Origin of the sequence: Cobetia sp. 2AS (genome assembly GCF_029846355.1) — a bacterium.
GTDB classification, from domain to species: Bacteria; Pseudomonadota; Gammaproteobacteria; order Pseudomonadales; family Halomonadaceae; genus Cobetia; species Cobetia amphilecti.
Genome location: NZ_JARWKQ010000005.1, coordinates 257,144 through 283,939 on the forward strand (window position 1 = coordinate 257,144; position 26,796 = coordinate 283,939).

Genomic DNA, 26,796 nt, shown 5'->3' on the forward strand with positions numbered 1-26,796 from the left:
TAGCAGTGCAGCACTCCGCCGGGGAATGCCCGAGGTCAGGGGGACCGTCGCGAGCGTGACGCCATGTGATGGGGGAGGCGTGGGCTCGTGGAGGCGGCGCAAGGGTGACGAGGTGCATATCAAGGGCAGCGAAGCACCTGATCAAGGCAATGAGGCACTGGTGAAAAGCAATGAAAGTGCTTTTATTGTGCAGTGCAGCATGGCGCCTGTCAGCATAGCACGCATCCTCGCCTTGCGTGTCTGCGATCTCATTCAAGCGACTGTCTGAGGCAGCAGGGACAAAGACGAGGGTGAGGTTAGGAACAGGAGCAGGAGCAGGAGCAGCAGCCGTGCGGCGGTCATTGGCACCAGGGCGTCAGCCACAGGTCGGCTGCCAGCAGCAGCAATGCATAGCGTCCGCCCTTGGCGATCACGATCAGGACGATGCTTTTCCACCACGCCAGCCGGAAGATACCTGCCAGCACCGTCAGCGGGTCGCCGATCAGCGGGGCCCAGCTCAGCAGCAGGCTCCAGGCGCCGAAGCGGCGATACCACAGGGTGCCGCGCGCCAATGCGCGCCGCGAGACCGGAAACCAGCGCCGTGTGCGCAGACGACGGGCGCCACGCCCCAGGGCGACGTTGATCAGGCTGCCGAGCGTGTTGCCCAGCGTCGCCGCGATCCATAGCGCCCAGGGCGCGTGCCCCTGGCACCACAGCCCCGCGAGGGCCGCCTCCGATCCGCCGGGCAGCAGGGTGGCGCTGGCCAGCGAGATCACGGCGAGCGAGGTCAATGCCGGCAATGACAGTAGGGCCACTTCATTCATATCACTTTCTTCTGTTTTTCACGGTGGCAGGGCGCTGGGGGTGGCTTTCTTCCCTCCTCAGCTCGGGTATGCTGTTGGCACGTCAAAGCCATATTTCGGGAGCTTCCTGCATGCATATTCCGTGCGTCCTGACGATAGCGGGCTCAGACCCCTCCGGGGGAGCCGGCATTCAGGCGGACCTCAAGACATTCTCTGCGCTGGGCGCCTACGGGGCCAGCGTGATCACGGCGCTGACGGCGCAGAATACCTGCGGTGTGCGCAGCGTGGAGGCGGTCTCGCGGGAATTCATCGCCGCACAGCTGGACGCCGTGCTGGATGATCTCGATATCCGCGCCGCCAAGATCGGCATGGTGGCCGATCCGCTGGTGGTGGAAATGCTCGCCGACCGCCTTCAGCAGCGTCGCCCGCGCTGGGTCGTGCTCGACCCGGTGCTGGTCGCCAAGAGTGGCGATGCGCTGGTCAATGATGCTGCCATCCAGTCGGTGGCCGAGCACCTGGTGCCGCTGGCCGACATCATCACGCCCAACCTGCATGAAGCCGCGGTGCTGCTGGGTGAGCGGCGCCTGATCGGGCGCTCCGACATGCCCGAGGTCGCCCGCGAGCTGCGTGCCAGAGGCGCGAAGGCGGTGTTGATCAAGGGCGGGGCGCTTGAGGGGCAGGCCTGTGATGACCTGCTGGTCAGCGATGCCGGCGAGCAATGGCTGTGCGCACCGCGTATCGAGACCGACAACCTGCACGGCACCGGCTGCTCGATGTCTTCCGCCATCACGGCGCGACTGGCGAACGGCCTGCCGTTGCCGCAGGCGGTGGTCGAGGCGCGCGAATGGTTGCTGGGCGCGCTGCGCGCCTCCGACCAGCTCAGCGTCGGCAAGGGCCGTGGGCCGGTGCATCATTTCCACGCCCTGTGGTAAGCCAGTCAGAGCCAGGCCTGTGTAACCCGGTCTGCAGGAGTGATGAACCCCGCAAGCTCCCCCTTGATCACTGCCAGCCAACGAGTAGATGCCATGCCTATATCGCCGCTGTATCGTTTGTCCGTGTCTGCTGTCCGTGGCGCCGTTTGCTGCCTGAACGCCGCCTGTCGTGTCGTCAGCCTGCCGGTGGTGAGTGCGCCGCGCTGGCTGGCCGCGGGCGTGATGGGGGCGCTGCTTGCCACCACCAGCCCGGCGGCGCTCGCCGTCGAGATCAAGGGGGTGACCTTCGCGGATCAGGTGACCACGCAGTCCGGCCAGCCGCTGACGCTGATCGGCAGTGGGCTCTTCACCTACCTGCTGTGGGACGCCTATGTCGGCGCCTATTATCAGGATGCGCGTCGCCCGCGCCCGGCGCCGCTCAAGGATGTCTCGCGACGTCTGGTGCTGGAGTACTTCCATGCCATCGATGCCGAGGACTTCGCCAAGGCGACCACCAAGGGCGTGCGCAAGAACCTGTCAGCGGCGGATTTCGCGGCGATCGAGCCTGAATTGGCGCGCTTCAATCGCGCCTATCAGGACGTCGTGCCGGGGGATCGCTATACGCTGCAATGGCTGTCCGCCGGTGGCGGCAGAGGCACGCTGTCGCTGGTGCTGAACGGACAGGTCATCTTCGAAAGCGATTCACTGGCGCTGGCCAACGGCCTGTTCGCGATCTGGCTGGGCGATGAACCGGCTCAGCAGGATTTCCGTACTCAGCTGCTGGGGCAGTAGCGCGTTCTCCATCTGGCCCCTCTAGCCCCTCTCTAGCCCCTCTTTAGCCTATCTGGCCCATCTAGCCCATCTGTCGCGGCATCGCTATCGTCTTGCGCCTTTCGCCTCTATCGAGACACCACGAAAAACGCCCCTGCCGAGAGTTCCGGCAGGGGCGTTTTTTCATGCTCGTCTTTCTATCTTTCTAACATTCCAACTTTCTATCTTTCCATCACTCTTTCGATCCTTGCTATCTACCTGGCGGGGCTGACGCGCCTGCCTGGGGCTTACTTGCCTTCGGCAGCCTTGATGTCGGCCTGCAGGGTGTCGAGGATCTTGCTGCCGCGCTCACCGGATTGCTCACGATAGACTTCCCAGCCCTTCTCGCCGACCGGGCGGAAGGCTTCGCGCTGCTCATCGGTCAGCGTGATGATCTCGATGTCGCTGTCTTCCTTGATCTTCTGCAGACGGTCGGCGTTGTACTCCTCCTGCTTCTCGAAGATGTACGGACGCATCTCGTTGGTGACCTTGTCGAGCATCTGCTGCTGCTCGTCATCCAGACCGGAATAGAAGTCACTGGAGGCCACCAGCGTGGTGATGAACTGCGCCTGCTTGGCCTGGATCATGTAGTCCTGAACTTCGTAGAAGCTCATTTCCTGGATGGCGAACACCGGGTTCACCTGGCCGTCGATCTGGCCCAGCTGCAGGCCGGAGTAGACCTCGGAATAGGGCATCGGCGTCGGGTTGGCACCGTAGCCGCGATAGCTCTCGACCAGAATCGGCGAGGTCATGGTGCGGATCTTGAAGCCTTCCATGTCCTCGGGTGTCTTGATGTCGCGGTTGCCGGTCCACACCATCCAGCCTTCCGGAATCACGCCCAGCAGCTGGAGGTTCTGCTCGGTGTAGGCCTCGGACAGCATGTCGATGGCCTTGGAGTTGCCGAGCACCTCTTCATTGACGGCATTGTCGTCGGAGAACAGGAAGTGCAGCGTGAAGACGCCCGACTCCGGAATCACCGAGGCCAGGTGACCCGGTGAGGCAAAGGTCAGCTGGATGGCATCGCTCTGCACCAGTTCGGTGAGCTGCGAGGAGGTACCCAGTGCACCGTAGGGGTAGATCTCGACATCGATGTCACCGCCGGAAGCCTCTTCGATGCGCTTCTTGAATTCCTGGGCGTAGGCATCCTGCACACTGCCGGAGACCTCCTCCAGCGCGAAACGCCAGGTGTCCGCCTGCACGCCCGCGGAGGCCAGCGCCGCCATGCCCAGGCCGGACGCGAGAGCGCCTCCCTTGATGAACGCGGCGAGACGAGAAAGGGGAACAGGAGTCCTGGACGTCTCGCGATTCTGCTCGGGTGACGGGTTCCATTGCATCGTCATCTTGTTCTCCTTGTGTGATTTCCATCAGCGTCGGGCGGCTCTGGGCATACCCGGCGTGCAACTTGCATCATTTAGATAATATTGCCATTCTTAATATAATAAAAAAATTACCAAATTGGATAGTATGATTAGAATTTATTATGAATAAGCTGAGCCTGTGCGCATGAGTCTCTGGTACTCGAGCTCTGGTGCTTGAGCTCTGGTGCTCGAGGATCTGTCCGTCGCTCGTCAGAGCTTCGCGCTCGGTCTTCACGATCGGCCCCGGCGCCAGACCGACATGCCGCGCGTCGGCCGCATACTGATTTCAAGCGCCGCTAATAAAGCTAGAACAAGAGTAGCCAAAGTGAAAATCACGGCGGCGCCGCGGAAAATTTCAATGGATCGTACTGGCAAATGCAGGCCGTCTGGCGCAAACCACTGCGCTCATGACGTCTGATAGAAAGCCTATCTGGCAGGATGCCACATCAACAGGAAGCCGCTTCATGAACTCGCCCCCCTCCAAGTCTCCCTCCGCTGACGAGACCCGCCCCGCCCCGGCCGAGACGAATGGCGGTCAGGACCCCCTCGCACATCTGCCTGCGCCGCTGCGCCGTCTGGCCGCCTGGTTCGAACGTGGTGACCAGGGCCTGGCGCATGTCGAGCGCTGGTTGATCGCCCTGTGCGTGCTGGGCATGGCGACGGCCAGCATCGCCAATGTCATCGGGCGCAACGTCTTCAACTACAGCCTGCCGTTCACCGAAGAGCTGATGCAGATCCTGCAGCTGTGGCTGACCTTCCTCGGCATCAGTTACGGCGCGCGCGCCGGGCGCCATATCCGCGTGACGGCGCTGCTGGACTTCATGCCGCCGTGGTTGCGCAAGGTGCTGCTGATCGCCGGACAGGTCATCACCTGTGCCTTGCTGGCCTACCTCGCCTGGCTGGCGGTGGATTATCTGCAGAGCCTGGCCAAGTCCGGGCGTGTCACGCCGTCGCTGCGCTGGTCGCTGGCGGCGCTCTATGCCGTGGTCCCGCTGGGGCTGGCGCTCGGGGCGCTCCAGTACCTGATGGCGATTCTGCGCAATCTGCTGGCGCAGGGCGCCTGGTTGTCATGGCGTACAGCGGAGATGGACGAGAACGAGGAAGTCGACGGCAGCGGCGCGCTCTAGCCACTGCGTCGGGAATGTCTTCTCGATGCCTCGATAGATGATTGATCACACTTCATTGACCCAGGGACGGAAGCTGCGATGTGGATTCTGCTCGTGATGGTGGGGCTGCTGTTGCTTGGGGTACCCATGATGGTGCCATTGAGCGTCGGCACCTTTTTCTTGTTGTTCAGCGATTTTCCCTTCCTCAAGCCGGAGCTGGTGATCCAGCAGATGATCGGTGGCCTGCAGCCGGTGGTGCTGACGGCGGTGCCGATGTTCATTCTGGCGGCCGATATCATGCTCAAGGGCTCCACTGCCCAGCGCCTGCTGGATCTGGTCGAGCGCTTCGTCGGCCACTGGCGCGGCGGCCTGCCGGTGACCACCGCGCTGGGCTGTACCCTGTTCGGCGCGGTGTCCGGCTCCACCCAGGCCACGGTGGTGGCGATGGGGCGCCCGCTGCGCCCGCGGCTGCTGGAAGCCGGTTACAGTGACAAGTTCACCATCGCGTTGATCATCAATGCCTCCGATATCGCGCTGCTGATTCCGCCCTCCATCGGCATGATCATCTACGGCGTGGCGACCGGTACCTCGGTGGGTGACCTGTTCATCGCCGGTATCGGCCCGGGGCTGATGATCCTGGTGCTGTTCTCGCTCTACTGCATGTGGAAGTCGTGGAAGCTGGGCATCGCTCCGCAGCCCAAGGCGGACTGGCCCGCACGCCTCAAGGCCTTGAAGCGCGCCAGCCTGCCGGCGGGCTTCCCGGTGATCATCATCGGCGGCATCTACTCGGGCATGTTCTCGCCGACGGAGGCCGCCACGGTCTCGGTGATCTACGCGCTGATTCTCGAGATGCTGATCTATCGCGGCGTGACCCTGAAGGACCTGCCCAGTGTGGCCTTCTCCACGGGGCTGATCACCGCGGTGGTGTTCATCCTGGTGGCGGCGGGTGCGGGCTTCTCGTGGATGATCTCCTTCGCCAAGATTCCGGATGCCATCCTCGGCGGCTACATCCCCTACCTGTCGGAGCATGCGCTGGCGCTCTTGGCGGTGATCGCGGCGGCCTACTTCGTCGGCTGCATGTTCGTGGACCCCATCGTGGTGATCCTGATTCTGGCACCGGTGTTTGCGCCGGCAGTCGATGCCGCCGGACTGGACCCGGTGCTGGTCGGTACCCTGGTCACCCTGCAGGCGGCGATAGGTTCGGCGACCCCGCCCTTCGGCTGTGACATCTTCACGGCGGTGGCGGTGTTCCGAAAACCGTACATGGAGGTCATCCGGGGGACGCCACCCTTCATTGCCCTGCTGTTGCTGGCGACGGTGCTGCTGATGCTGTTCCCGCAGATCGCGCTGTTCCTGCCGAGCCTTGCCAACTAGCAGCTCGCCAACTAGCAGCTCGCCCCCTCAGGTAACACCTGTCGCGCCCCGCAGGCTCAGTCTGCGGGGCGTTCGCGTCTGGTATGCTCCCGAACACGAAATGTCATGAACATCATCCATCTCTTGAAGGAGCAAGCGGCATGCGAGCATTGATCCAGCGCGTCACACGGGCGGAAGTCGTGGTCGAGGACGAGAGCGTCGGCGCCATCGGGGGCGGTCTGCTGGTACTGGTGGGCGTCGAGAAGGGCGATGATGAGGCGCGTGCCGACAAGCTGCTGCACAAGCTGCTGCATTACCGCGTCTTCGGTGACGAGAACGACAAGATGAACCTCAACGTCCAGCAGGCGGGCGGCAGTCTGCTGCTGGTCTCGCAGTTCACGCTGGCGGCGGACACCGGCAGCGGCATGCGCCCCAGCTTCTCCTCGGCGGCGCCACCGGCGGAGGGCGAGCGGCTGTTCACCTATCTGGTCGACAAGGCGCGTGAGCGAGGGCGGGAACTCGGGGTGGGGATCGAGACCGGACGCTTCGGCGCCAACATGCAGGTCTCGCTGCTCAATGACGGGCCGGTGACCTTCCTGCTCGAGAGCTGATCGCGCAGACCCAAAAAAGCCGCCCCCGAGGGGGGCGGCTGCAAGCATTGGATGACGGGACTGCGCCGTCTCGCGGGAGCGCGGCGCAGGTAACGCAGTCTTACTGCACGCCTTCCGGGTTGCGTGCGTTCAGGTAGGCCTGCTCAGAGACCTCATGCCACTTCTCGACCTTGCCTTCGAAGGTGGTGTAGGACTCGTAGATGCGGCCTGCCAGCTCATTGGAGTCGCCGAGTTTCTTGACCACTTCGCCGGACAGCTCACGCGCCTTGTCGAGCACGTCCTGTGGGTAGCGGCGCAGCTCGACCTTGTGCTCGTTGAGCAGTGTCTCGAGGGCGTCGTTGTTGCGCGCGGTGTACTCGTCGAGCATGTCCTGGTTCACGTCACGTACCGCGGAACGCAGGATGGCCTGCAGGTCCTTGGGCAGCTCGGCCATGGCGTCGTCATTGACGATGGCCTCGAAGGTGACGGTCGGCTCGTGCCAGCCCGGATAGTAGTAATACTTGGCGGCCTGATAGAGACCGAAGGCCAGGTCGTTGTACGGACCGATCCACTCGGTGGCATCGATGGCCCCGGACTGCAGCGAGGTGAAGATCTCGCCGCCCGGCATGCTGACCGTCGCCACGCCCATCTGCTGCATGACATCGCCACCCAGACCCGGGATACGCATCTTCAGACCTTCGAGGTCGGCGACCGAGTTGATCTCCTTGTTGAACCAGCCGCCCATCTGCACGCCCGAGGCGCCGCCCGCCATGACTTCGACGCCGAACTTGTCGTAGACCTCGTTCCACAGCTCCAGACCGCCGCCGTAATGCAGCCAGGCGTTCATTTCCTGCGCGGTCATGCCGAAGGGTACGGCAGCGAAGAACTGGGCTTCCGGCGCCTTGCCCTTCCAGTAGTAGGAAGCCGAGTGGCCGATCTGCGCGGTACCGGAAGATACGGAGTCGAGGACCTCGAAGCCCGGGACCAGCTGGCCTGCGCCATAGACCTTGATCTTGAGACGGCCGTCGGACATCTCATCGACCAGACGTGCGAGGCGTTCCGGCCCCTGGCCCACCCCCGGGAAGTTCTTCGGCCACGAGGTGACCATCTTCCAGGTGAAGGTATCTGCGGCGTTGGCGACGGCCGGCAGGGTGCCCATGGCGGTCATGGTGCCGACGGCGATGCCGAAGGCGAGTTTGTTGAGTTGCATGGCATGCTCCTTGAAGTGCCCGATTGTTGTTGTGCACCGGTCATGAACTGGCGCTGGGCAAGAGGTGGGCCGCGAACGACCCCCGGATATGATGCATCTGCATGAGCCGACTGGCGGCTCTCCCATCAGCTGGCGGGGCAGGCCCCGCCAATTCAGTTGCTGCTCTGTCTTTGTTCTGTCCGTGTTCTGTATTTGTTCTGTCCGTGCTCTGTCCTTGTGCTGTCTCGTCAGTCGTGGCCTAGAACTGGGCCGGCAGCCAGGTCGCCAGCCCCGGGAAGGCGGCCAGGGCGCCCAGCATGCACAGCTGGATCAGGATGAACGGCACGACACCCTTGTAGATCTGGCTGGTGCTGACTTCCTTGGGCGCCACGCCGCGCAGGTAGAACAGCGCGAACCCGAAGGGCGGCGTCAGGAAGGAGGTCTGCAGGTTGATGGCGATCATGATGCCCAGCCAGATCGGATCGAGGCCCATGGCCAGCAGCACCGGACCGACGATCGGCACCACCACGAAGGTGATCTCGATGAAGTCGAGGATGAAGCCGAGCAGGAAGATCACCAGCATCACCACCAGGGTGGCACCGATGACGCCGCCGGGCATGTTCTCGAAGATCTCGGTGACGACCTCTTCGCCGCCGAAGCCGCGGAACACCAGCGAGAACAGCGCGGCACCGATCAGGATCAGGAACACCATCGAGGTGACATTGGTGGTGGAGCGCACCACTTCCGTCAGGGTCTTCAGGCTCAGCTTGCGGTTGGCGAGGGCCAGCATCAGCGCACCGAAGGCACCCACGGCAGAGGCTTCGGTCGGGGTCGCGAGACCGCCGAGAATCGAGCCGAGCACACAGACGATCAGCACGATCGGCGGCACCAGCCCCTTCATCAGCAGCCAGAAGATGCTGCCGGTATGCCCCAGCTCTTCCATCAGCGCATCCCGATCGACGGCCGGCGCCTTATCCGGCTTCAGCCAGGCGACCATGGCGATGTAGACGATATAGGCGAGCACCAGGATCAGGCCCGGAATCAGCGCGCCGATGAACAGGTCACCCACCGAGACGGTCTTCGGGCTCCAGATACCCATCGACAGCTGCGCCTGCTGATAGGCGGAAGACAGCACGTCGCCCAGCAGAACCAGCGCGATGGATGGGGGGATGATCTGCCCCAGGGTGCCGGTGGCACAGATGGCGCCGGTGGCCAGTGACGGGTCATAACCGCGCTTGAGCATGGTCGGCAGTGACAGCAGGCCCATGGTGACGACGGTCGCGCCGACGATACCGGTGGAGGCGGCCAGCAGCATGCCGACGATGGTCACGGAAATCCCCAGCCCGCCACGCAGCGAGCCGAACATCAGTGCCATGGCGTCGAGCAGCGTCTCGGCGACCTTGGACTTCTCCAGCAGCACGCCCATCAACACGAACAATGGCACGGCAAGCAGGGTCTGGTTGGTCATGGTGCCGTAGAGGCGGTTGGGCATCGCGGACAGGAAGCTGGCATCGAATACGCCCTGGGTAATGCCCAGCGCATCCAGCCCCATGCCGAGTCCGGCGAAGGCAAGCGCGGTACCGGCCAGTGACAGCGCCACCGGATAGCCCAGCATCAAGACGATACAGATACACACGAACAGCAGCAGTGGCATGATCTCGAGCATTACACCAGCTCCTCATCGTGGTCAGGGGTGTCATCGCTCGCATGCGGAGAGGGCAGGCGGCCCATCAGGAACAGCAGATGGCGGCCGGCTTCCGCCACGCCTTGCAGCATCATCAGGATGGCGATGGCCGGAATCAGGGTCTTGAGCAGGTAGACGCCCGGCAGGCCGCCGGATTCGGGCGAGGCTTCCTTGATGCCCCAGGAATCGCCCACGTAACCGAGGCTGGAGAGCAGGATGAAGGTCATCACCGGGAACAGCAGGAACAGGGTGCCGCCGAGATCGACCCACGACTTACCGCGGTGCGACATGCGCTGATAGAAGATATCCACCCGCACATGGCCGTCGTGCTTGAGCGTGTAGCTGGCGGCGAGCAGGAAGACGGCCGCGTGCATGTACATCACGGATTCCTGCATGGGGATGCTGTTGATGTTGAAGGCGTAGCGCAGCATCACGATGGTGAATTCGACCAGCATCATGATGACGACCAGCCAGGACACGCAGCGTCCCAGCCCCTCGGTCATGCGGTCGAGCCCTGTGAGCCAGCCGGGGGTAGAGGCATTGGCAGACATGGAGTCCCCTTGGCCTGCGGGTAGCAGGTGATGATTGTTGGTGTTGTTGTTGCTTTGCCGACAGCGTCTGCTGTGTCTTTGCCAAGCGCTTGTGTTGCAAGCGATTGCTGGCAAGGTCGCCAATTCAGATGTTGCTCATGTTGTGGTCAGTCGCGGTGTCCAGCAAGCCGTGATGGCATCGCTTTGAACAACGCTATTCCACGCTTCATCCCTGTAAGTGACGTCGCTCGGATACGGCATGCCATCAGTCATCGCTAAGTCAACGATTAATCCACGTCATTGGCAGACAAAGAGTAGCGAGCGGCGCCGCAACAACAAATGGATCATTGGTCTGACAGGCGGTTTTTGTCTTTGCTTACAGTGAGATAGGCGAAAAAATACCGTCAGGCAGGCAAGGAAACGGGCAAGTAAGGGCGCGGCAGATCGCGTCATGCGCATCCAACAGCCCGCAAGCGATGCGCCGCAGACGCGGCGGCAGGGGTGAGCATCATGGCGCAGACAGCTGCCGGCAAGCCGTAGCTGAGGGAAGCCTGGGTCGGGAGAGTCAGGCGGGATAGCCAGGTGGGAGAGCCAGGTGGGAGAGCCAGGCAGCAGAGGGGCGATATGCGAGGGATCGATATCCGAGGGGCAGGCGTCAGAGATGCCTATGCAAGAGAGACAGGCGTCAGGCGAGCCCGATCGCCTTGCGGCATGCGGCTGGCAGATGGACTTCTACCGCAAGCGGCAGATGGTCGGAGAACAGGTGCGACAGCGTGGTCGGGTGGCTCAAGCGCAGCGTCGAGGAGACCAGGATATGGTCGAGCCCACGGCGTGGCTGCCAGGCCGGGTAGCTGTTGATGGCCTTGCTGGGGCGGGAGTCGAGTGCCTCGCTGAACGCCTTGTGCTGACGAAGCTGGGCCAGCGTGCAATTGAGGTCGCCCATCACGATGACATGCTTGAGGGGCGCGATCAGCTCGCCGAGGTACTGCAGCTGACGATGCTGGATACGGGCACCGAGTGCCAGGTGGGTCACGAAGACATGCAGGGCGTGTTCGCCTTCGCCGAAGCGGGCATGGATGGCTCCGCGTCCCGGCAGCGTACCGGGCAGACTGTGCTCTTCGAGATGGCTGATCGGCAGGCGCGACAGCAGGCCGTTGCTGTGCTGAGCCAGGCGGCCCAGATTGCGATTGAGCTGCTGATAGCGATGCGGGAATTCGGCCGTCTCGGCCAGTGAATCGACCTGATTGACGTTGCCGGAGCGGAAACTGCCACCGTCCACTTCCTGCAGCCCGACGATATCGTAGGGCGTGATGGCGGCGGCGATCAGCTCCAGACGCTTGCGGCGCATCGGGTGTGGCAGCACATGCTGCCAACCGCGGGTGACGTAGTGATGCCACGCCGCGGTATGGATACCGACCTGCATGTTGAAGGTCAGCAGACGCAGGGGAGGTGCCGTCTCGTCGAGTCCGGCACCTCCCGCGGCGCTGGCGGCCACTGGGTCAGCAGCCGCTGCCATCAAGCGGCGTCCTTGCTGCCGGCTTTCTCTTCACGCACCTGCTCGACCAGCTCGTCGGTGATCTTGAGCATGTTCTGCAGTGAGCCAGCCGTGCTCGGCGAGATGACATAGCGGCCATCCACGATCAGTGCCGGTACGCCCATGATCTTGTAGGCGCGCATCTGGGCGTGGGCCTGATTGACCTGGCTCTTCACGCCGAAGGAGGTCAGAGACTTCTTGGCGTCTTCTTCGCTGACGCCGTAGTCGCTGTAGAACTTGGCGATATCATCCGGATCGGTCAGACGCTGGTGGTCCTGATGGATGGCATCGAAGAAGGCCTTGTGGGTCTCGTCGAGGATGCCCAGGTCCTTGGCGGCATAGAAGGCATAGGCGTGCTTGACCCAGTCCTGCCCCATGGTGGCCGGCAGACGGTTGAAGGTCACGTCACTCGGCAGCTCGTCGACCCACGGCTCGAGGCTGGATTCCAGCTTGTAGCAGTGCGGGCAGCCATACCAGAACGCTTCGACCACTTCGACATTGCCCGCCGGCGCGTCGGTCTTCACCGGCTCGTCGAGTACCTGGTAGTCCTTGCCAGCTTCAGCGGCGAACACGCTTGCTGACAGGCCAAGGCCCGCCACCAGAGTCAGTAGGGGTTTCCACTTCATGGAACATCTCCATCGGATTGAGGCATGCCCGGGCATGATACCCGGCAACATTAGTGATGCATCGAGTATGCGTGTCAGCCACCACTGCTGTCGAGACTGCCGGGCGGGACACGGCGGATCACTGTCGGGCCAGCCTAGCGTGACAAGGTTGACCGTTGGATGAACGCCGTTCGATCACGCGCCGTACAAGGCGTCGCTCGATCACGCCCCGTGAATGGCGTGCTGGTGCCGGTCGTCATCAAGTCAGTCATACGCGACAACCGGCTGAACGGATGCCTCAGCGCAGGCCGTGGAGATATTCGGCCACCTGCTGCATGTCGCTGTCACTCATGCGCGCGGCGATGCTGCTCATGATGGCGTTCGGGTCGTTGTCGCGGCTGCCGTCGCGGAAGGCCTTGAGCGCCGTCACGGTATAGGCGGGGAATTGCCCGGCCAGCGCCGGATAGCCTGCCGAGTCGATGCCTTCACCACGCGGACCATGACAGGCTGTGCAGGCCGCGATGCCGCGCTCGAGCGAGCCGGCCCGATACAGCACCTCGCCTGCACGGGCCGCCTCTGGCTCGGCCTGGCCGCGATTGGCAGGCTGCGCGGCGTAATGGGCCGCGATATCGGCGATGTCCTGATCGCTCAGGTTGTCGGCGATACCGGCCATCTGCGGCACCGAGCGGCGACCATCCCGGATGTCGGCCGTCTGCTTGCGCAGGTAGTGGGCCTGCTGGCCAGCAAGATGGGGGAAGGCCGGCGTCGGCGAGATGCCCTGGGCGCCATGACAGGCAGCACAGACGGCAGCCTTGGCCTTGCCTGCCGCGGCATCGCCGACCAGCGACTCGGCGGCGGCCCCCGTCGGCAAGGTGGCGGCCAGCGTCGTGGCAGCAACTGCCAGCAGCAGGCGCAAGGGGCGCTCGGGGATCTGCCTTGGTCTCATCAGCTCATCCATTTCACTGGTCCCTGTTTCACGAAGAGGCCCGTTCGGGGCTTGTATCATCCGGCGTGGATGGTGGCCTCTGTCATTTCCCCGGTGCCCGCGCCGTGCTGCGCGCGGTGAGAAGTGCACCCCACTCTCGCAGCCCGTGAGAGCAGGGTGGTACACTAGGCCTCATGATCGCCATGCTGACCTTGCAGGCAGTATAGCGAATCCCCTCAGGGCGCGTGAGCGTGCCTGTCGCCAGTCGTGTCATCGCAGTAATCCAGAGCATCTTCCCGCTGTCGTCGGCAAGTTGCAGCGCCGATGGCAGGGCATGCGGCACTCTTTTTCGTTACACCGGTCGTTTCTTCTGCTCTCTCGTGATGTCGCGCGGGCGAGACGTCCGCCTTCAACAGGTATTCAGAACTCCCATGGCCGAATCAGCTCCTTCGACCCCCAAGCTCCATTATCGTCAGGCGCGCTTCCTGATCAGTGCCGCGACTCTGGCCCAGTGCCCGACGGACGTGGGTGCCGAAGTGGCCTTCGCGGGTCGCTCCAATGCCGGCAAGTCCAGCGCCATCAATGCGCTGACTTCGCAGAAGGCGTTGGCCCGTACCTCCAAGACCCCCGGCCGCACCCAGCTGATCAACTATTTCACCATCGGTGAAACGGGCCGCCATCTGGTCGACCTGCCCGGCTATGGCTATGCCAAGGTGCCGGACAAGGTGAAGCGCGAGTGGCAGTCCCATCTGTCCAACTACCTGCGCAACCGCCAGTCGCTGCGGGGCCTGGTGCTGCTGATGGATGTGCGCCATCCGCTGTCCGAATTCGACCAGATGATGCTGGGCTGGGCCGATGAGGCCAAGATGCCGGTGCATATCCTGCTGACCAAGGCGGACAAGCTGAAGCGCGGGCCTGCTGCGGCAAGCCTGCAGAAGGTGCGCCACGCGCTCAAGGAGTGGGAAGACCTGGTCACCGTGCAGCTGTTCTCGTCGCTGAAGTACTCTGGTGTCGAGCAGGTACATGCCAAGCTCGACGAGTGGCTGGCGGACCCGTCGGTGATGGATGGCGTGGAAGAGATGGCGGGCGATGAGGCACCGCAGGACCCCTTCGACGACTGACTGAAGGGGTAAGGCGATTTGGGGCGAATCCTCGAACTACGCCACCTTGCATGACGAAACGGCCACCCCTCGGGGTGGCCGTTTGCGTTACGACAGGCACGCTGTCACTCACATCTGCACTGCTGCCCTTCCCCAAGGCCCACTCACATGAACAGGCTGCGCGGCGCGCTGCTGATGGGGTCAAGGCGGGTCAGAGAGCTCGTCTCCCTGGGCGCCGAGAGAATATGCGGCACCTTTGCCGCGGGCTCGACGACTTCTGGCATCGTCACGGCCTCGCTGGGGACGAGCAGGCTGCGCATGGCCTCCTGTGGTGAGGCTGCCGGGGCCTCCTGCACGCCGGATTGCAGCGTCGCGAGGCTGGCACGCCCACTGTAGACCGCCACGATGACCAGCAACGCGGATGCCAGCACGATGGCGACGCCTTTCAGCAGGGCGCGGCTGGTCTGACGCGAGGGCGTCATGATCGGCGCGCGTTGCTCGCCTTCACCATGCAGGGGCGGCCTCTGGGGAGAGGAAGATGACACACGGTAGCGCGGGAGTGAGTGGGTGCTCATGCTGGCCTCTCCTTTTGAGGTCGAGGTGGCAGGCATCTCCCAGCGCAGATTCAGGAACCCCAGACAGGGTTCAATATCGACGACGCTGAGAAACTTGTACATGAAATATGGTTGAGGCGTCATTTTTGTACAAGTTTTAATTCACTCAGCCATTGGGCACACCAGGCGCATCAGGCGCGCCACACCTTGAGCCTCAGCCGTCGGTCGTTCAGTCATTCCCACACTCAGTCATTCCGCCACTTGCACCGTCACTCACTCATTCCGTCACTCAGTCATTCAGGCGTGCAATCAGCGCCGGCAGCTCGCGGACATGCGAGATGACATGTACGCCTGCCGGGACGGGGCCCGGTGCGCCCTGGCCCTTGACGTCGATCCAGGCGGCCTGCATGCCCAGGCGCGCGGCAGGCAAGGCATCTTCCTTCCATGAGTCACCGACATGCAGGGTGGTGGAGGGGCGGCTGCCCAGGCGTGCCATGGCGGCGAGGAAGGGGCGCGCATCCGGCTTGGGCGCCAGCCATTCGCCGGCGGCGATGCTGAACTCGAAATGATGATCCAGCGCGAGGCGAGCCAGGTCGACATTGCCATTGGTGATGGCACCAAGACGGTAATCGCGGGCGAGGGAGTCGAGCAGCTCGCTGGCTTCCGGGAAGGGCGTCAATTCGTGGCGCAGCGCCAGGAAGCGCTCGATGGCGGCGCGTGACCAGTGGCCCGCCTGCTCATCATCATGCCCGGCATCGCGCAGCATGGCGTGCATGGCCTCGCGGCGCAGCCAGGTGAAGTCACCGCGGCGCAGCGGGTGCTCCAGCCCCAGCGCCATGCGACGACGCGTGTATTCCTCGAGGGGGAAATCGTTGGCATGCCCGATCTCGCCATCCAGCCAGGCGTAATGCTCGGCCTCGGCGCGCTCCATCACCGCGCGATTGGCCCACAGGGTGTCATCGAGATCGAAGGTCAAGGCCGTCAGGCGAGGCGCGTTGGCAGGCGTCACAGGGTGTCATCCTTGAGTGGGGCATCAATAGGGGAGGTGGCGTCGGTGTCTGACGTTGCCGTCGCTGATCCGCGCTGGCGGCGGGCGCGAGGGTGCGCCTGATCATAGGCGCTGGCCAGTTGCTGCCAGTCGAGGCGCGTATAGACCTGGGTGGTCGAGAGGTGGGCGTGTCCCAGCAGTTCCTGCACGGCGCGCAGATCGCCGCTGGATTCGAGCAGATGACTGGCGAAGGAGTGGCGCAGGCGGTGCGGGTGCAGATGCTCGGGCAGGCCACGTTCTTTCGCCTGCGTCACCAGCCTGAGCTGAACCCCACGTTGACCGAGGCGACGCCCCTGCTGGCCGACGAACAATGCCGGCTCGTCCCGGGCGGCGAGCTGGCCACGCACCACCAGCCAGGCATCCAGCGCCTGGCGGGCGCGTGAGCCGATCGGCAGCTGGCGGGGCTTGTCGCCCTTGCCGCGTACGCGCAGGCGGCGGGTTTCCAGCATGTCGAGGTCGAGGCTGACCAGCTCCGAGAGACGCAAGCCCGCGCCGTAGAGCAGTTCCAGCATTGCCTGATCGCGGATCGCCAGCGGCGTGCCGTCATGTGGGCAGTCGAGAAAGCGCGCCAGACTGTCGATATCCACCGGGCGTGGCAGATGGTCCGGCAGGCGCGGGGTCTGCACCAGCCCCGCCGGGTTGTGTGGCAGCACATCCTGCTCGACCAACCAGCCACAGAAACGGCTGATCGCCGCGCGCCGCCGCGCCAATGAGCGCGGCGCGAGGCCACGACTGCGCTCGGCACCCAGGAAACGCCTGAGCGTCGGTACGTCCAGCGCCTGCCAATCCTGCGGCAGGGGCGGCGCGTCCTTTGCACGAGCGACGCTGCTGTCCGCTGCGGGGCGCAGCATGAAAGCGGTCAACGCCTGCAGATCACGCGCGTAGGCGCTGACGGTCGCGTGGCTGCTGTCGAGGGCAAGCTCGGCCAGAAATTTCCGACAGGTCGCGGACAGCGCCTGCTCGGCGGCAACACGCTCGGCGCTGTTCGCTGCGGCGCTGTTCGCTGAGGCGCCGTGGGCCGACTCGAGGCGACTCATCGGCTGGCCTGGTCGTCACGGCTCGAGGAGCGCAGTGGCGCCTGGCCCGGGACATCGCGCCCTAGGCAGCGGGCCAGCACGTCGCCGAGGTATTCGGGAAACAGGGTGTCGAGACCGGCACGAAACTGCTCGGCATCGGCACTCGCCACCACCAGATAGCCCAGGCACTCGCCACGGGTCAGGCGCACGATGACGGCGGAGCCGCGCGTGGCATCGGCCTGGCTGGCATCGACGAGGTCTGCGCAGTCGGCGCCGAGTGGCCACTGATGGTCGGGCAGCAGGGCTTCCCAGCGCGTGCGCGGCATGGCCAGGCAGCGGCTGGCGCGCCCCTCGAGCAGGCGCTCGAACTGCTCGCCGCGCGCATCGTCGAGCGTCTGGCGCGGTGGCTGTGCAGAGGCACCGGCATCGCGCTGCCACAGACAGACGGCCGCGATGTCGAACAGCTCGCTGAGACGCGTGGCCAGCGTTTCGGCCAGCGCATCATCGGACTCGGCATCGAGCAGATCCAGCACCAGCTGACGCAGACGCTGATAGCGACTCTCGTTGTCGCGCGCGGCGGTCAACAACTCCTCGAGGCGCTCTTCTGCCTGATCGGTCCGCCCGCGCAAATCATGTACCAGCCGCTCCAGCAACGAGATGCTGCCGCCGCGCGCTTCCGGGTGTGGCACCCGCATGCGTTGCAGCAACCCTTCACGCCCCTCGAAGAAATCGGGATGCGTGGCCAGCCATTCGGCGACCCGATCCGGGTCCAGCGTGCGCGGGCGACGTGACACGGGTGACTCGGCCATGTGGGACTCCTTGCGGACGGTTGGCAGCGGGGCGCTGTCGGCCATGTTTCCGGCAGCGTCCCTCGGCTGGGGCTGGCGCTCTACAGGATGATGCGGCCTTCGAATACGGTCTCGGCGGGGCCGGTCATGAATACCGGCTGGCCGTCGCCAGCCCATTCGATGCTCAGGGTACCGCCGGGCAGCGTGACGTTGACCGGGCTTGCCAGCAGGCCACGGCGAATGCCGGACGCGACCGCCGCACAGGCGCCGGTGCCACAGGCCAGCGTCTCGCCGACACCGCGCTCGAAGACACGCAGGCGCGCTTCATGCGGCGAGACGACCTCGAGGAAGCCGGCATTGACGCGCTTGGCGAAGCGCGGATGCGCCTCGATCAGCGGGCCCAGCGTCAGCACCGGGGCCTGTTCGACACTGTCGACCAGCAGCACTGCGTGGGGGTTGCCCATCGAGACGACGCCGATTTCCAGCGTCTCGCCGTCGATGTCCAGGGTGTGCACCGGCAGGTCGGCCTCGGCCTCGAAGGGCAACGCGGCGGGGGCGAAGCGCGGCGCGCCCATGTCGACGCGCACACGGCCATCTTCGGCCACGACCAGGGTCAGCGGGCCGCCGGCCGTCTCGACGCGAATCTCGCGCTTGGTGGTCAGGCGCTGTTCACGCACGAAGCGCGCGAAGCAGCGCGCCCCGTTGCCGCAGTTCTCGACTTCACTGCCATCGGCATTGTAGATGCGATAGCGGAAGTCCATGTCCGGGTCGCGGGGCGGCTCGACCACCAGCAGCTGGTCGAAGCCGATGCCGAAGTTGCGGTCCGCCAGACGGCGGATATCGGCATCGCGCAGGCGACTGCGCTGCGAGATCAGGTCAATGACCATGAAGTCATTGCCCAGTCCGTGCATCTTGGTGAAGTTCACCAGCATCAGGCATCACCTTCCGGCAGCAGTTGCTCACCGGTCCACAGTTCTTCGAGGCGCTCGCGACGACGCACCAGGTGCATCTCGGGGCCATCTACCATCACCTCGGCAGGACGGCAGCGGCTGTTGTAGCTCGAGGCCATCACGAAGCCGTAGGCACCGGAAGAGCGCACGGCGAGCAGGTCGCCCGGCGCGATGGCCAGTTCGCGGTCCTTGCCGAGGAAGTCACCGGTCTCGCAGACCGGGCCGACCACATCGTAGCTGGCGGACTTGCGCGTCTCGCGCGTATCGACGGTGACGATGTTCTGCCACGCCTGGTACAGCGAGGGGCGGATCAGGTCATTCATGCCGGCATCGATGATGGCGAAGTTCTTCTCTTCACCGGGCTTGAGGTATTCGACGCGGGTCAGCAGCACGCCGGCGTTGGCGGCGATGGAGCGGCCCGGTTCGAACAGCAGCGTCATCTCGCTGCCGTGCTCATAGCGGGCCAGACGCTCCAGCAGAGCGCTGGCGTAGGCGAAGGGCTCCGGCGGGGTCTCGTTCTGGTAGGGCACGCCGAGGCCGCCGCCGAGATCGAGGTGCTCGATGACGATGCCGCGTTCACGCAGGCGATCCAGCAGCACCAGCAGGCGTTCGAGGGAATCGAGGAAGGGCGCCAGCTCGGTCAGCTGGGAGCCGATATGGCAGTCGGCACCGACCACCTGCACGTGCTCCATGGCGTTGGCGATCTCGTAGACCTCCAGCGCCTGTTCGACCGGAATGCCGAACTTGTTGGCCTTGAGGCCAGTGGAGATGTACGGGTGAGTGCCGGCATCGACGTCGGGATTGATGCGCAGTGACACCGGCGCGACGCGTCCGAGACGGCCGGCGACGGCGTTGAGGCGCTCAAGCTCCGGCAGCGACTCGACGTTGAAGCACTTGATGCCCAGCTCCAGCGCACGCTCCATCTCGCCTGCCTGCTTGGCGACGCCGGAGAACACCACCTTGGCGGGGTCGCCGCCGGCCTTGATGACGCGCTCCAGCTCACCGGCGGAGACGATGTCGAAGCCGGCGCCCAGACGTGCCAGCACATTGAGCACCGCCAGGTTGGAATTGGCCTTCACGGCATAGCAGATGAGATGCGGGTGGTCGCCCAGCGCATCCTGATAGGCCTTGAAGTGGCGCTCGAGCGTGGCACGACTGTAGACGTAGCACGGCGTGCCGAACTGCTCGGCCAGCGTGGCGAGCGAGACGTCTTCGGCGTGCAGCACGCCATCCTGATAAACGAAGTGATCCATGATCCGGCCTGCAAGATGTCGCGCCGGCGGGCATCACCCGCCGGAGATGAATAAGGGGGCTCAGGCGTCGCTGCCGGAAGTCTCGGCAGCGGCGGTGCTCTCTGTCTCGGAGGCGTCAGCGGCCGGCGCGGGAGCTTCGGCACGCTGACCACCGGCATCGGCGTCCGCCGGCAGATAGAGCGGGCCTTTCTGGCCGCAGCCGGCCAGCAGGCCAGCACCCAGCAGCAGCGCCGCGAGGGTGCGAAGGGTATGACGGGCGGACTGGCTCATCAGATGACACATCGGGCGGCCTCCTGGCAGCAAGCGATAGAGCGATGCGGGCCCGGTTGCCATGGGTGGCGACCAGGCCCGAAAGAGGATGATCAGGCGCGCGAGGCCAGGGCGTCACGCGCACGCTGCACGGCAGCGCGGACCTGGTTCGGCGCGGTGCCACCGATGTGATTGCGCGCTGCGACGGAGCCTTCCAGCGTCAGCACGTCGAAGACGTCCTGCTCGATGGTGTCGGAGAACTGCTGGAGCTCTGCCAGGGTCATCTCGGACAGGTCGCGCTGCTGCTCGATGCCGAAGGCGACGGACTTGCCGACGATCTCGTGGGCATCACGGAAGGCGACGCCCTTGCGCACCAGGTAATCCGCCAGGTCGGTCGCGGTGGCGAAGCCCTTGCTGGCCGAGGCGTACATGTTGTCGGACTTGGCGCGGATCGCCGGAATCATGTCGGCGAAGGCACGCAGGCTGCCGCGCACGGTATCGATGGTATCGAACAGCGGCTCCTTGTCTTCCTGATTGTCCTTGTTGTACGCCAGCGGCTGGGACTTCATCAGGGTCAGCAGGCTCATCAGGTGGCCATAGACACGGCCGGTCTTGCCGCGCACCAGCTCCGGCACGTCCGGGTTCTTCTTCTGCGGCATGATGGAGGAGCCGGTGCAGAAGCGGTCAGGCAGGTCGATGAAGTCGAACTGGGCGCTGGTCCACAGCACCAGCTCTTCGCTCATGCGTGACAGGTGCATCATCAGCAGGCTGGCGAAGCTGGTGAATTCGATGGCGAAGTCACGGTCGCTAACCGAATCGAGGCTGTTCTCGGTCGGACGGTCGAAGCCGAGCAGCTCGCTGGTGACGTGACGGTCGATGGGGAAGGTGGTACCGGCCAGCGCCGCGGCGCCCAGTGGCAGCACGTTCATGCGCACGCGGCAGTCACGCAGGCGGTCCTGGTCGCGGGCGACCATTTCCTGCCAGGCCAGCAGGTGGTGGCCGAAGGTGACCGGCTGAGCGCTCTGCAGGTGAGTGAAGCCCGGCATGATGGTGTCGGCTTCCTGCTCGGCCAGCCCCAGCATGCCTTCGCGCAGACGCGTCAGTTCGGCGTCGATGGCGTCGATCTCGTCACGCAGATAGAGGCGGATGTCGGTGGCGACCTGGTCGTTGCGTGAACGGCCGGTGTGCAGCTTCTTGCCGGTGATGCCGATCTTGGCGGTCAGGCGTGCCTCGATGTTCATGTGCACGTCTTCCAGTGCCACGGACCACTCGAATTCGCCCCGCGCGATCTCTTCACTGATTTCCTTCAGTCCCGCGATGATGACGTCGCGTTCTTCTTCGCTCAGCACGCCGACACCGGCCAGCATGGTGGCGTGGGCGATGGAGCCCTGGATGTCGTGCTGCGCCATGCGCTGATCAAAATCGACGGAGGCGGTGAAACGTGCCACGAAGGCATCGGTCGGCTCGCTGAAGCGGCCGCCCCAGGACTGATTGGTAGATTCGCTCATCGGGATCTCGAATTGTGGTGACGTGTCCAGAGTTCGGCGTCCGGTGCACGGTCGCGCAGCCGGTATCGTTGACCTTGGAGTGTACCAGACTCCTGCGCGTGGGCGAGGGGCCGCGGCCAGTCCGGCGGATCGCAGGAAAGCGTGCCACGGATTTTCCCCCTGAGGTGACTGGCTTTATGATAAGTGTCATCAGAGGGCAGCGCTGTTCGTCAGTCAGGTTTGCTCAACAACTTCGAATCAGATGGCGTGCATTGCGCGCCAGCAAGGAGAATGCCGTGCCCCGCCGTGAGATTCTGCGTATCGCGACCCGCAAGAGCCTGCTCGCCCTGTGGCAGGCCGAACACGTCAAGGCGCGACTCGAGGCCCTGCATCCTGGCTTGAGCGTCGAGCTGGTGCCGATGTCGACGCGTGGTGACAAGATTCTCGATACCCCGCTGGCCAAGATCGGCGGCAAGGGGCTGTTCGTGAAGGAGCTGGAAGAGGCGATGCTAGACGGTCGCGCCGATATCGCCGTGCACTCCATGAAGGACGTGCCGATGCACTTTCCGGAGTCGCTGGGACTGGCGGTGATTCTTGAGCGTCACGCCCCGACCGACGCCTTCGTGTCCAACACCTGTGCCAACTTCGATGCCCTGCCGCAGGGCGCGCGCCTGGGCACCTCCAGCCTGCGTCGTGGTCTGCAGGCCAAGGCGGCACGCCCGGACCTGGAAGTGCTGAGCCTGCGCGGCAATGTCCAGACGCGTCTCGGCAAGCTGGATGCCGGCGAGTTCGATGCCATCATCCTGGCCACTTCCGGCCTGCAGCGCCTCGAGCTGGATGCGCGCATCACCGCCGAGATGGACGCCGAGACCTGCCTGCCAGCCTGTGGCCAGGGCGCGCTCGGTATCGAGTGCAACCTGCAGGACGAGGAGATTCTTGCGCTGCTCGAGCCGCTGGCCCATGAAGACTCCAGCCGTTGCGTGCTGGCCGAGCGCGCCATGAACACGCATCTGGAAGGTGGCTGTCAGGTGCCGATCGGCGGCTATGCCGTGCTCGAGGAAGGCGGCAGCCAGCTGTGGCTGCGTGCGCTGGTCGGCAACCCCGACGGGACGGTCATCCTGCGCGCCGAAGCGCGTGGCCCGTCCGATGCCCCGGAGGCGCTGGGCGTCGCCGTTGCCGAAGACCTGCTCTCCCAGGGTGCCGGCGAGATTCTGGCGGCGGTCTACGGCGACGCTCGTGGCTGAGGTGTCAGCGATGGCAAAGGCGTCGCGTCTTGAGGTGTTGACGACGCGGCCGGGCTCGCGCGGAGCGGTTCTCGATGCGATGCTGAGTGAGGCCGGCTGCGAGGTGGAATGCCTCAAGCTGATGGCGCTCGAGGCCTTGCCGCTGGAACCCGCCGCGCGCCAGGCGATCATCGATGTCGATCTGTATCGCGGCGTGATCGTGATCTCGCCCCAGGCCGCCGGCTATCTGGCCGATTGGCTGGAGGAGTGGTGGCCACAGCTGCCTGAAGGCGTCAGCTTCTATGCTGTCGGCGCGGCCACGGCCGAAGTGCTGCATTCGCGGCTGGGCGTGCCGGTGCGTGTTCCGCCGCGCGCCACGCGCGGTGAGCATGGCGAGCGCGATGCGCCGGTCGGCACCACCAGCGAAGCCTTGCTGTCGCTGCCATCGCTCAGGGCGCTTGCGGGTCAGCGCTGGTTGCTGGTGGCCGGTGAAGGCGGGCGTCCGCTGCTGGAAGAGACGCTGGTGGCACGGGGCGCTCAGGTCACGCGTCTGGCACTTTATCGACGCCTTCCGTTGGCTTTGTCGCCGCAACAGGCTGGCCGTCTGGCGGCGGGCGCGTATGATGCAATGGTGGTGACCAGCAATGAACTGCTCGAGACGGTGATGGCATCAGTGACGCCGCAGGCCTTGCACCAACCGCTAATCGTGTCGAGCTACCGTTTGGCTACACTGGCACACGCTCATGGTTTCGAGCGCGTGACGGTCGCCGAGGACGCTTCACCCGGGGCCCTGACGCAGGCAGTACTTCGCGCCTGCGCCCCCATCATCAAGACTCGCCATGCAGTGACCGGCGCCACTGCGCCTGGTCCGCGTGAGGCCATCGATTCCCAAGAATCCGGAAAAGGGCAAGCGTAGATGAGCAACCGAGAACACGATCAGGAAGATAACGGCTCTGCCGGCATGACGCCCGGCAAGTCGGGCGACAAGGATGCTGCCGCTCGCGCATCAGATGCTTCTTCCGCTTCCGGCGTTTCCGCCGATGACACTGCCTCTGGCCGCCCTGGCGCCGAGGCCTCCCGTTCGTCCTCTTCCTCGTCATCCGACACGGCTGATGCCCCGCGCGAGCGCCGCTCGCGAGGTGGGCGCAATCGTCGTGGGCGTGGCAAGGGGCAGGGCAGCTCCTCCTCTTCAACCTCATCCTCCACTGCCAGTGAGTCCACGCCCGTGAGCCAGACTTCAGACGACAACGCATCGACGCCTTCCGGCGCAAAATCGCCGCTTCCGGAGCGTAGCGAACCCGCCAAGGAGGCGTCTGCCGCCAAGCCGAGTGCTGGCAAGGCCTCTTCCAGCAAGGCGACTCCCGGCAAGCCCTCCACGCCGGCTGGCAAGACGGCCAGCGCGGGTGGTGCAGGCCTGGGTGGCACGACGGCGCCCGGCACGCCGCCGCCCGGTGAGCCGCAGGGCAAGAAGAGCAAGGCCGGCAGCATCGCGCTGATTCTCGTCATCTTGCTGGCCATCGTGGTCGCGGTGCTGGCGTGGTTCGGCTGGCAGCGTCTGAATGCGCTGCCGGATGCCCAGGGCCTCGACAAGCAGGTCAGCGAGAGCGTGACCCAGCAGGTCGGCCAGGTCTCCAGCAAGGTCGATGGCCTGTCGAGCACGCTCGAGAAGAATGAATCCCGCGTCAGCGAGCTCGACAAGCGCCTGTCCAGCGAAAGCCAGGACACCGAGCAGGCCCTCAACAAGGTGCTCGAGGAGCTCAGCAAGTCCCAGCAGACCGACGCGCGTGACTGGCACTACGCGGAAGCCGAGTATCTGCTGCGCCTCGCCAACCAGCGTCTGCAGCTGGAGCGTGACGTGAACGGTGCCGATGCGCTGCTCGAGAACGCGGATGCGCGTATCGCGGCGGCCAACAACCCGGCGCTGCTGCCGGTGCGCAAGGCCATCCAGTCCGAGCTGGCCAGCCTGGACAGCGTGCCACGCGTCGATCGCAGCGGTATCTATCTGGCGCTGCTCGCCGAGCAGGAACAGCTGGCGCGTCTGCCGCTCAAGCAGGACGTGGCCGAGATCGCCGCCAAGGTCGAGAACGACGCAGCGCCGACAGGCGGTTGGCAGCAGCAGCTGGCCCGCTTCGGCAACGAGCTGAAGGACCTGGTCACCGTGCGTCGTCATGACGAGGCACTGGAAGCCTTGATCACGCCGGAGCAGGAGTCCTACCTGCGTCAGAACGTGCGTCTGGTGCTGGAGCAGGCGCAGCTGGCGCTGCTCAAGGAAGAGCCGAAGCTCTACCAGGCCGCCATCGACAAGGCCATCACGCTGGTCAATGGCTACTACGACACCAAGACCGATGGCGTGCAGAATGCCGTCGCCAAGCTGGAAGAGCTCAAGAGCAAGACCATCCGTCCGGAGCTGCCTGACATCTCCGCCTCTCTGAGCAAGCTGCGTGAGCTGATCGAGCGTCGCGCCCAGCAAGGGGGTGGCAACGCATGAGAGTCCTGATACTGCTGATCATCATCGGGCTGGCCATCGGTGCCCTGTTCGGGCAACTGATGCAGGCCTTCCCGGGCTACTGGCTGATTCGCGTCGGCGATACCTCGGTCCAGACCTCCTTCTGGTTCGGCTTGATCCTGCTGTTCGCGGGCTTCGTGGTGCTGCACTTCGGTCTGCGCCTGCTGTCGCGCTTCGCGCATCCGTTCTCCCGCCTCAAGGTGTGGAACAGCCGTACCCGTCACCGCAATGCCACGCGCAAGACCGTACGGGGTCTGGTGGCGCTGGCCGAAGGCCGCTGGAAGCGGGCCGAGAAGTCGCTGACCCACTCGGCGGAAGATTCCAGCACGCCGCTGGTCAACTACCTGTCCGCCGCCCTGGCCGCGCACTATCAGGGACGTTTCGAGCAGGCGGACACGCTGCTCAAGCGGGCGCACGAGTCCACCCAGGGCTCCGAGAGTGCCGTGGGTCTGGTGCAGGCGCAGCTGATGCTGGACCGCCAGCAGCATGAACAGGCACTGGCGACCCTGACGCGTCTCGACAAGCAGCTGGGCGAGCACCCGCAGGTGCTCAAGCTGCTCAAGCAGGCCTATCTGGCGGTCAATGACTGGGATGGTCTGCGTCGTCTGATGCCGCGTCTCGACAAGCAGGACCTCATCTCCCCCGAGGAGAAGAAGGAGCTGGAACAGCGTGCCTATGTGGCGCTGATCCAGCAGGCCGCGCGCAATCCGGAAGACATCGAGCGCGTGCGCAACCTGTGGGCCGACATGCCGGACCACCTGCGTACCGACGTGAATCTGGTCGCGCTCTACGCCGAGGCGCTGATCGCCGGTGGTCAGGAAGGTCTGGCCGAGCGTCTGCTGCGTCACTCCCTCAAGGAGTGCTGGGATTCGCGTCTGGTGCTGCGTTACGGGCTACTGGACGTGGATGCACCGCGTCAGCTGGTGTATGCCGAGAAGTGGCTGCAGGAGCGTCCGAATGATCCGGACCTGCTGCTGTCGCTGGGCCGTCTGGCACTGCGAAACGCCAGCTGGGGCAAGGCTCAGGAGTACTTCGAGGCTAGCCAGCGCCAGCGTCCGAGCGGTACGGTGTGTGCTGAACTCGCGCGTCTGTTCGCCAACCTGGGCGAGCACAACAAGAGTCAGCTCTACTACCGTCAGAGCGTCGAGCTGCTGGATCGCTCACTGCCGGCCCTGCCGCAGCCGAGCAAGGACAACGCCTGAGGGGTGGCCGCCGAGTGTCAGTCAACCGTCGAGCGCCAGCCGC

The 26,796-nt window shown here is 64.7% G+C and carries 26 protein-coding genes; 10 read left to right on the top strand and 16 right to left on the bottom strand.

Going from position 1 to position 26,796, the window contains the following annotated elements; translation table 11 throughout:
* Window positions 1-338 precede the first annotated feature (338 nt).
* Complete coding sequence (locus QD356_RS14430) at window positions 339-770, bottom strand: YqaA family protein (protein ID WP_192839113.1); 432 nt, start codon at window positions 768-770, stop codon at window positions 339-341.
* Between the two features lie 143 nt (window positions 771-913).
* On the opposite strand from QD356_RS14430, the gene thiD reads away from it, so the two are divergent.
* On the top strand, window positions 914-1,714 hold the full coding sequence (gene thiD / locus QD356_RS14435; RefSeq protein ID WP_192839067.1) for a bifunctional hydroxymethylpyrimidine kinase/phosphomethylpyrimidine kinase: 801 nt from the start codon (window positions 914-916) through the stop codon (window positions 1,712-1,714).
* A 93-nt stretch (window positions 1,715-1,807) separates the two neighbouring features.
* A complete protein-coding gene (locus QD356_RS14440; protein ID WP_192839068.1) occupies window positions 1,808-2,485 on the top strand; it encodes a chalcone isomerase family protein in 678 nt (225 codons plus the stop codon).
* 266 nt (window positions 2,486-2,751) lie between these two features.
* On the opposite strand, the gene dctP is transcribed toward QD356_RS14440, so the two are convergent.
* On the bottom strand, window positions 2,752-3,843 hold the full coding sequence (gene dctP / locus QD356_RS14445; RefSeq protein WP_225996602.1) for a TRAP transporter substrate-binding protein DctP: 1,092 nt from the start codon (window positions 3,841-3,843) through the stop codon (window positions 2,752-2,754).
* A 482-nt stretch (window positions 3,844-4,325) separates the two neighbouring features.
* Here dctP and QD356_RS14450 point away from each other — a divergent pair, with 482 nt between their 5' ends.
* The 3 genes from QD356_RS14450 to dtd all read left to right on the top strand — a co-directional run bounded on the left by QD356_RS14450 (window position 4,326) and on the right by dtd (window position 6,931).
* Window positions 4,326-4,988: a TRAP transporter small permease gene (locus tag QD356_RS14450; RefSeq protein ID WP_052384515.1), complete on the top strand. Its 663-nt coding sequence runs from the start codon at window positions 4,326-4,328 to the stop codon at window positions 4,986-4,988.
* A 78-nt stretch (window positions 4,989-5,066) separates the two neighbouring features.
* Window positions 5,067-6,341: a TRAP transporter large permease gene (locus QD356_RS14455; RefSeq protein WP_054556427.1), complete on the top strand. Its 1,275-nt coding sequence runs from the start codon at window positions 5,067-5,069 to the stop codon at window positions 6,339-6,341.
* A 140-nt stretch (window positions 6,342-6,481) separates the two neighbouring features.
* Window positions 6,482-6,931, top strand: a complete 450-nt coding sequence (dtd, locus tag QD356_RS14460; protein ID WP_192839069.1) for a D-aminoacyl-tRNA deacylase — start codon at window positions 6,482-6,484, stop codon at window positions 6,929-6,931.
* A gap of 100 nt (window positions 6,932-7,031) precedes the next feature.
* On the opposite strand, the gene QD356_RS14465 is transcribed toward dtd, so the two are convergent.
* From QD356_RS14465 to QD356_RS14490, 6 genes are all read right to left on the bottom strand, one after another.
* Complete coding sequence (locus QD356_RS14465) at window positions 7,032-8,078, bottom strand: TRAP transporter substrate-binding protein (protein ID WP_225996619.1); 1,047 nt, start codon at window positions 8,076-8,078, stop codon at window positions 7,032-7,034.
* Window positions 8,079-8,358: 280 nt separating this feature from the next.
* Window positions 8,359-9,765 carry a TRAP transporter large permease subunit gene (locus QD356_RS14470; RefSeq protein WP_192839071.1) on the bottom strand — a complete coding sequence of 469 codons (1,407 nt, stop codon included), beginning with the start codon at window positions 9,763-9,765 and terminating at the stop codon, window positions 8,359-8,361.
* The gene (locus QD356_RS14475) at window positions 9,765-10,334 is read right to left on the bottom strand and encodes a TRAP transporter small permease subunit (protein ID WP_043333327.1); all 570 of its coding nucleotides are present in this window, start codon (window positions 10,332-10,334) and stop codon (window positions 9,765-9,767) included. The genes QD356_RS14470 and QD356_RS14475 overlap by 1 nt, the downstream gene beginning before the upstream one ends.
* Window positions 10,335-10,998: 664 nt before the next feature.
* Window positions 10,999-11,736, bottom strand: coding sequence for an endonuclease/exonuclease/phosphatase family protein (locus tag QD356_RS14480; protein WP_225996620.1), 738 nt, complete (start codon window positions 11,734-11,736; stop codon window positions 10,999-11,001).
* Window positions 11,737-11,828: 92 nt separating this feature from the next.
* Complete coding sequence (locus QD356_RS14485; protein ID WP_043333328.1) at window positions 11,829-12,473, bottom strand: thiol:disulfide interchange protein DsbA/DsbL; 645 nt, start codon at window positions 12,471-12,473, stop codon at window positions 11,829-11,831.
* Window positions 12,474-12,750: 277 nt separating this feature from the next.
* Window positions 12,751-13,398, bottom strand: a complete 648-nt coding sequence (locus QD356_RS14490) for a c-type cytochrome (protein ID WP_347882118.1) — start codon at window positions 13,396-13,398, stop codon at window positions 12,751-12,753.
* Window positions 13,399-13,808: 410 nt separating this feature from the next.
* Here QD356_RS14490 and yihA point away from each other — a divergent pair, with 410 nt between their 5' ends.
* Entirely contained in the window at window positions 13,809-14,498 is a 690-nt protein-coding gene (yihA, locus tag QD356_RS14495; protein WP_054556430.1) for a ribosome biogenesis GTP-binding protein YihA/YsxC, read from the top strand.
* 143 nt (window positions 14,499-14,641) lie between these two features.
* Here the strand turns inward: yihA and QD356_RS14500 are convergent, their stop codons facing one another.
* The 8 genes from QD356_RS14500 to argH form a co-directional block, all read right to left on the bottom strand.
* Window positions 14,642-15,052 (bottom strand): hypothetical protein, encoded by a 411-nt coding sequence (locus QD356_RS14500; RefSeq protein ID WP_192839073.1) that lies wholly within the window; start codon window positions 15,050-15,052, stop codon window positions 14,642-14,644.
* Window positions 15,053-15,320: 268 nt separating this feature from the next.
* Window positions 15,321-16,040, bottom strand: a complete 720-nt coding sequence (locus QD356_RS14505; RefSeq protein WP_192839074.1) for an HAD family hydrolase — start codon at window positions 16,038-16,040, stop codon at window positions 15,321-15,323.
* Window positions 16,037-17,116, bottom strand: a complete 1,080-nt coding sequence (locus QD356_RS14510; protein WP_192839075.1) for a tyrosine recombinase XerC — start codon at window positions 17,114-17,116, stop codon at window positions 16,037-16,039. The genes QD356_RS14505 and QD356_RS14510 overlap by 4 nt, the downstream gene beginning before the upstream one ends.
* Window positions 17,113-17,904 (bottom strand): DUF484 family protein, encoded by a 792-nt coding sequence (locus tag QD356_RS14515; RefSeq protein WP_192839076.1) that lies wholly within the window; start codon window positions 17,902-17,904, stop codon window positions 17,113-17,115. Before QD356_RS14515 ends, QD356_RS14510 begins: the two co-directional genes overlap by 4 nt.
* Window positions 17,905-17,984: 80 nt before the next feature.
* Window positions 17,985-18,815, bottom strand: a complete 831-nt coding sequence (dapF, locus tag QD356_RS14520) for a diaminopimelate epimerase (protein WP_192839077.1) — start codon at window positions 18,813-18,815, stop codon at window positions 17,985-17,987.
* Window positions 18,815-20,086, bottom strand: a complete 1,272-nt coding sequence (lysA, locus tag QD356_RS14525) for a diaminopimelate decarboxylase (RefSeq protein WP_043333334.1) — start codon at window positions 20,084-20,086, stop codon at window positions 18,815-18,817. Before lysA ends, dapF begins: the two co-directional genes overlap by 1 nt.
* A gap of 60 nt (window positions 20,087-20,146) precedes the next feature.
* Complete coding sequence (locus QD356_RS14530; protein WP_225996603.1) at window positions 20,147-20,368, bottom strand: lipoprotein; 222 nt, start codon at window positions 20,366-20,368, stop codon at window positions 20,147-20,149.
* 80 nt (window positions 20,369-20,448) lie between these two features.
* Window positions 20,449-21,843 (bottom strand): argininosuccinate lyase, encoded by a 1,395-nt coding sequence (gene argH / locus QD356_RS14535; RefSeq protein ID WP_043333338.1) that lies wholly within the window; start codon window positions 21,841-21,843, stop codon window positions 20,449-20,451.
* 275 nt (window positions 21,844-22,118) lie between these two features.
* Between argH and hemC the strand changes: the two genes are divergently transcribed.
* The 4 genes from hemC to QD356_RS14555 are packed head-to-tail and all read left to right on the top strand — an operon-like array spanning window position 22,119 to window position 26,753.
* Window positions 22,119-23,066 (top strand): hydroxymethylbilane synthase, encoded by a 948-nt coding sequence (hemC, locus tag QD356_RS14540; protein ID WP_043333340.1) that lies wholly within the window; start codon window positions 22,119-22,121, stop codon window positions 23,064-23,066.
* Between the two features lie 10 nt (window positions 23,067-23,076).
* Window positions 23,077-23,961: a uroporphyrinogen-III synthase gene (locus QD356_RS14545; protein ID WP_192839078.1), complete on the top strand. Its 885-nt coding sequence runs from the start codon at window positions 23,077-23,079 to the stop codon at window positions 23,959-23,961.
* Window positions 23,962-25,533, top strand: a complete 1,572-nt coding sequence (locus tag QD356_RS14550) for a uroporphyrinogen-III C-methyltransferase (protein WP_225996604.1) — start codon at window positions 23,962-23,964, stop codon at window positions 25,531-25,533. It begins immediately after the preceding gene.
* On the top strand, window positions 25,530-26,753 hold the full coding sequence (locus QD356_RS14555; protein ID WP_043333341.1) for a heme biosynthesis HemY N-terminal domain-containing protein: 1,224 nt from the start codon (window positions 25,530-25,532) through the stop codon (window positions 26,751-26,753). Before QD356_RS14550 ends, QD356_RS14555 begins: the two co-directional genes overlap by 4 nt.
* Window positions 26,754-26,796: the final 43 nt, after the last annotated feature.

What these genes read in the sequence shown, in the direction of transcription:
- thiD (WP_192839067.1), top strand. Translation starts at nt 914, where the DNA reads ATGCATATTCCGTGCGTCCTGACGATAGCGGGCTCAGACCCCTCCGGG.
- QD356_RS14440 (WP_192839068.1), top strand. Translation starts at nt 1,808, where the DNA reads ATGCCTATATCGCCGCTGTATCGTTTGTCCGTGTCTGCTGTCCGTGGC.
- dctP (WP_225996602.1), bottom strand. Translation starts at nt 3,843, where the DNA reads ATGACGATGCAATGGAACCCGTCACCCGAGCAGAATCGCGAGACGTCC.
- QD356_RS14450 (WP_052384515.1), top strand. Translation starts at nt 4,326, where the DNA reads ATGAACTCGCCCCCCTCCAAGTCTCCCTCCGCTGACGAGACCCGCCCC.
- QD356_RS14455 (WP_054556427.1), top strand. Translation starts at nt 5,067, where the DNA reads ATGTGGATTCTGCTCGTGATGGTGGGGCTGCTGTTGCTTGGGGTACCC.
- dtd (WP_192839069.1), top strand. Translation starts at nt 6,482, where the DNA reads ATGCGAGCATTGATCCAGCGCGTCACACGGGCGGAAGTCGTGGTCGAG.
- QD356_RS14465 (WP_225996619.1), bottom strand. Translation starts at nt 8,078, where the DNA reads ATGACCGCCATGGGCACCCTGCCGGCCGTCGCCAACGCCGCAGATACC.
- QD356_RS14470 (WP_192839071.1), bottom strand. Translation starts at nt 9,765, where the DNA reads ATGCTCGAGATCATGCCACTGCTGCTGTTCGTGTGTATCTGTATCGTC.
- QD356_RS14475 (WP_043333327.1), bottom strand. Translation starts at nt 10,334, where the DNA reads ATGTCTGCCAATGCCTCTACCCCCGGCTGGCTCACAGGGCTCGACCGC.
- QD356_RS14480 (WP_225996620.1), bottom strand. Translation starts at nt 11,736, where the DNA reads ATGCAGGTCGGTATCCATACCGCGGCGTGGCATCACTACGTCACCCGC.
- QD356_RS14485 (WP_043333328.1), bottom strand. Translation starts at nt 12,473, where the DNA reads ATGAAGTGGAAACCCCTACTGACTCTGGTGGCGGGCCTTGGCCTGTCA.
- QD356_RS14490 (WP_347882118.1), bottom strand. Translation starts at nt 13,398, where the DNA reads ATGAGACCAAGGCAGATCCCCGAGCGCCCCTTGCGCCTGCTGCTGGCA.
- yihA (WP_054556430.1), top strand. Translation starts at nt 13,809, where the DNA reads ATGGCCGAATCAGCTCCTTCGACCCCCAAGCTCCATTATCGTCAGGCG.
- QD356_RS14500 (WP_192839073.1), bottom strand. Translation starts at nt 15,052, where the DNA reads ATGAGCACCCACTCACTCCCGCGCTACCGTGTGTCATCTTCCTCTCCC.
- QD356_RS14510 (WP_192839075.1), bottom strand. Translation starts at nt 17,116, where the DNA reads ATGAGTCGCCTCGAGTCGGCCCACGGCGCCTCAGCGAACAGCGCCGCA.
- QD356_RS14515 (WP_192839076.1), bottom strand. Translation starts at nt 17,904, where the DNA reads ATGGCCGAGTCACCCGTGTCACGTCGCCCGCGCACGCTGGACCCGGAT.
- dapF (WP_192839077.1), bottom strand. Translation starts at nt 18,815, where the DNA reads ATGCTGGTGAACTTCACCAAGATGCACGGACTGGGCAATGACTTCATG.
- lysA (WP_043333334.1), bottom strand. Translation starts at nt 20,086, where the DNA reads ATGGATCACTTCGTTTATCAGGATGGCGTGCTGCACGCCGAAGACGTC.
- QD356_RS14530 (WP_225996603.1), bottom strand. Translation starts at nt 20,368, where the DNA reads ATGTGTCATCTGATGAGCCAGTCCGCCCGTCATACCCTTCGCACCCTC.
- argH (WP_043333338.1), bottom strand. Translation starts at nt 21,843, where the DNA reads ATGAGCGAATCTACCAATCAGTCCTGGGGCGGCCGCTTCAGCGAGCCG.
- QD356_RS14545 (WP_192839078.1), top strand. Translation starts at nt 23,077, where the DNA reads ATGGCAAAGGCGTCGCGTCTTGAGGTGTTGACGACGCGGCCGGGCTCG.
- QD356_RS14550 (WP_225996604.1), top strand. Translation starts at nt 23,962, where the DNA reads ATGAGCAACCGAGAACACGATCAGGAAGATAACGGCTCTGCCGGCATG.
- QD356_RS14555 (WP_043333341.1), top strand. Translation starts at nt 25,530, where the DNA reads ATGAGAGTCCTGATACTGCTGATCATCATCGGGCTGGCCATCGGTGCC.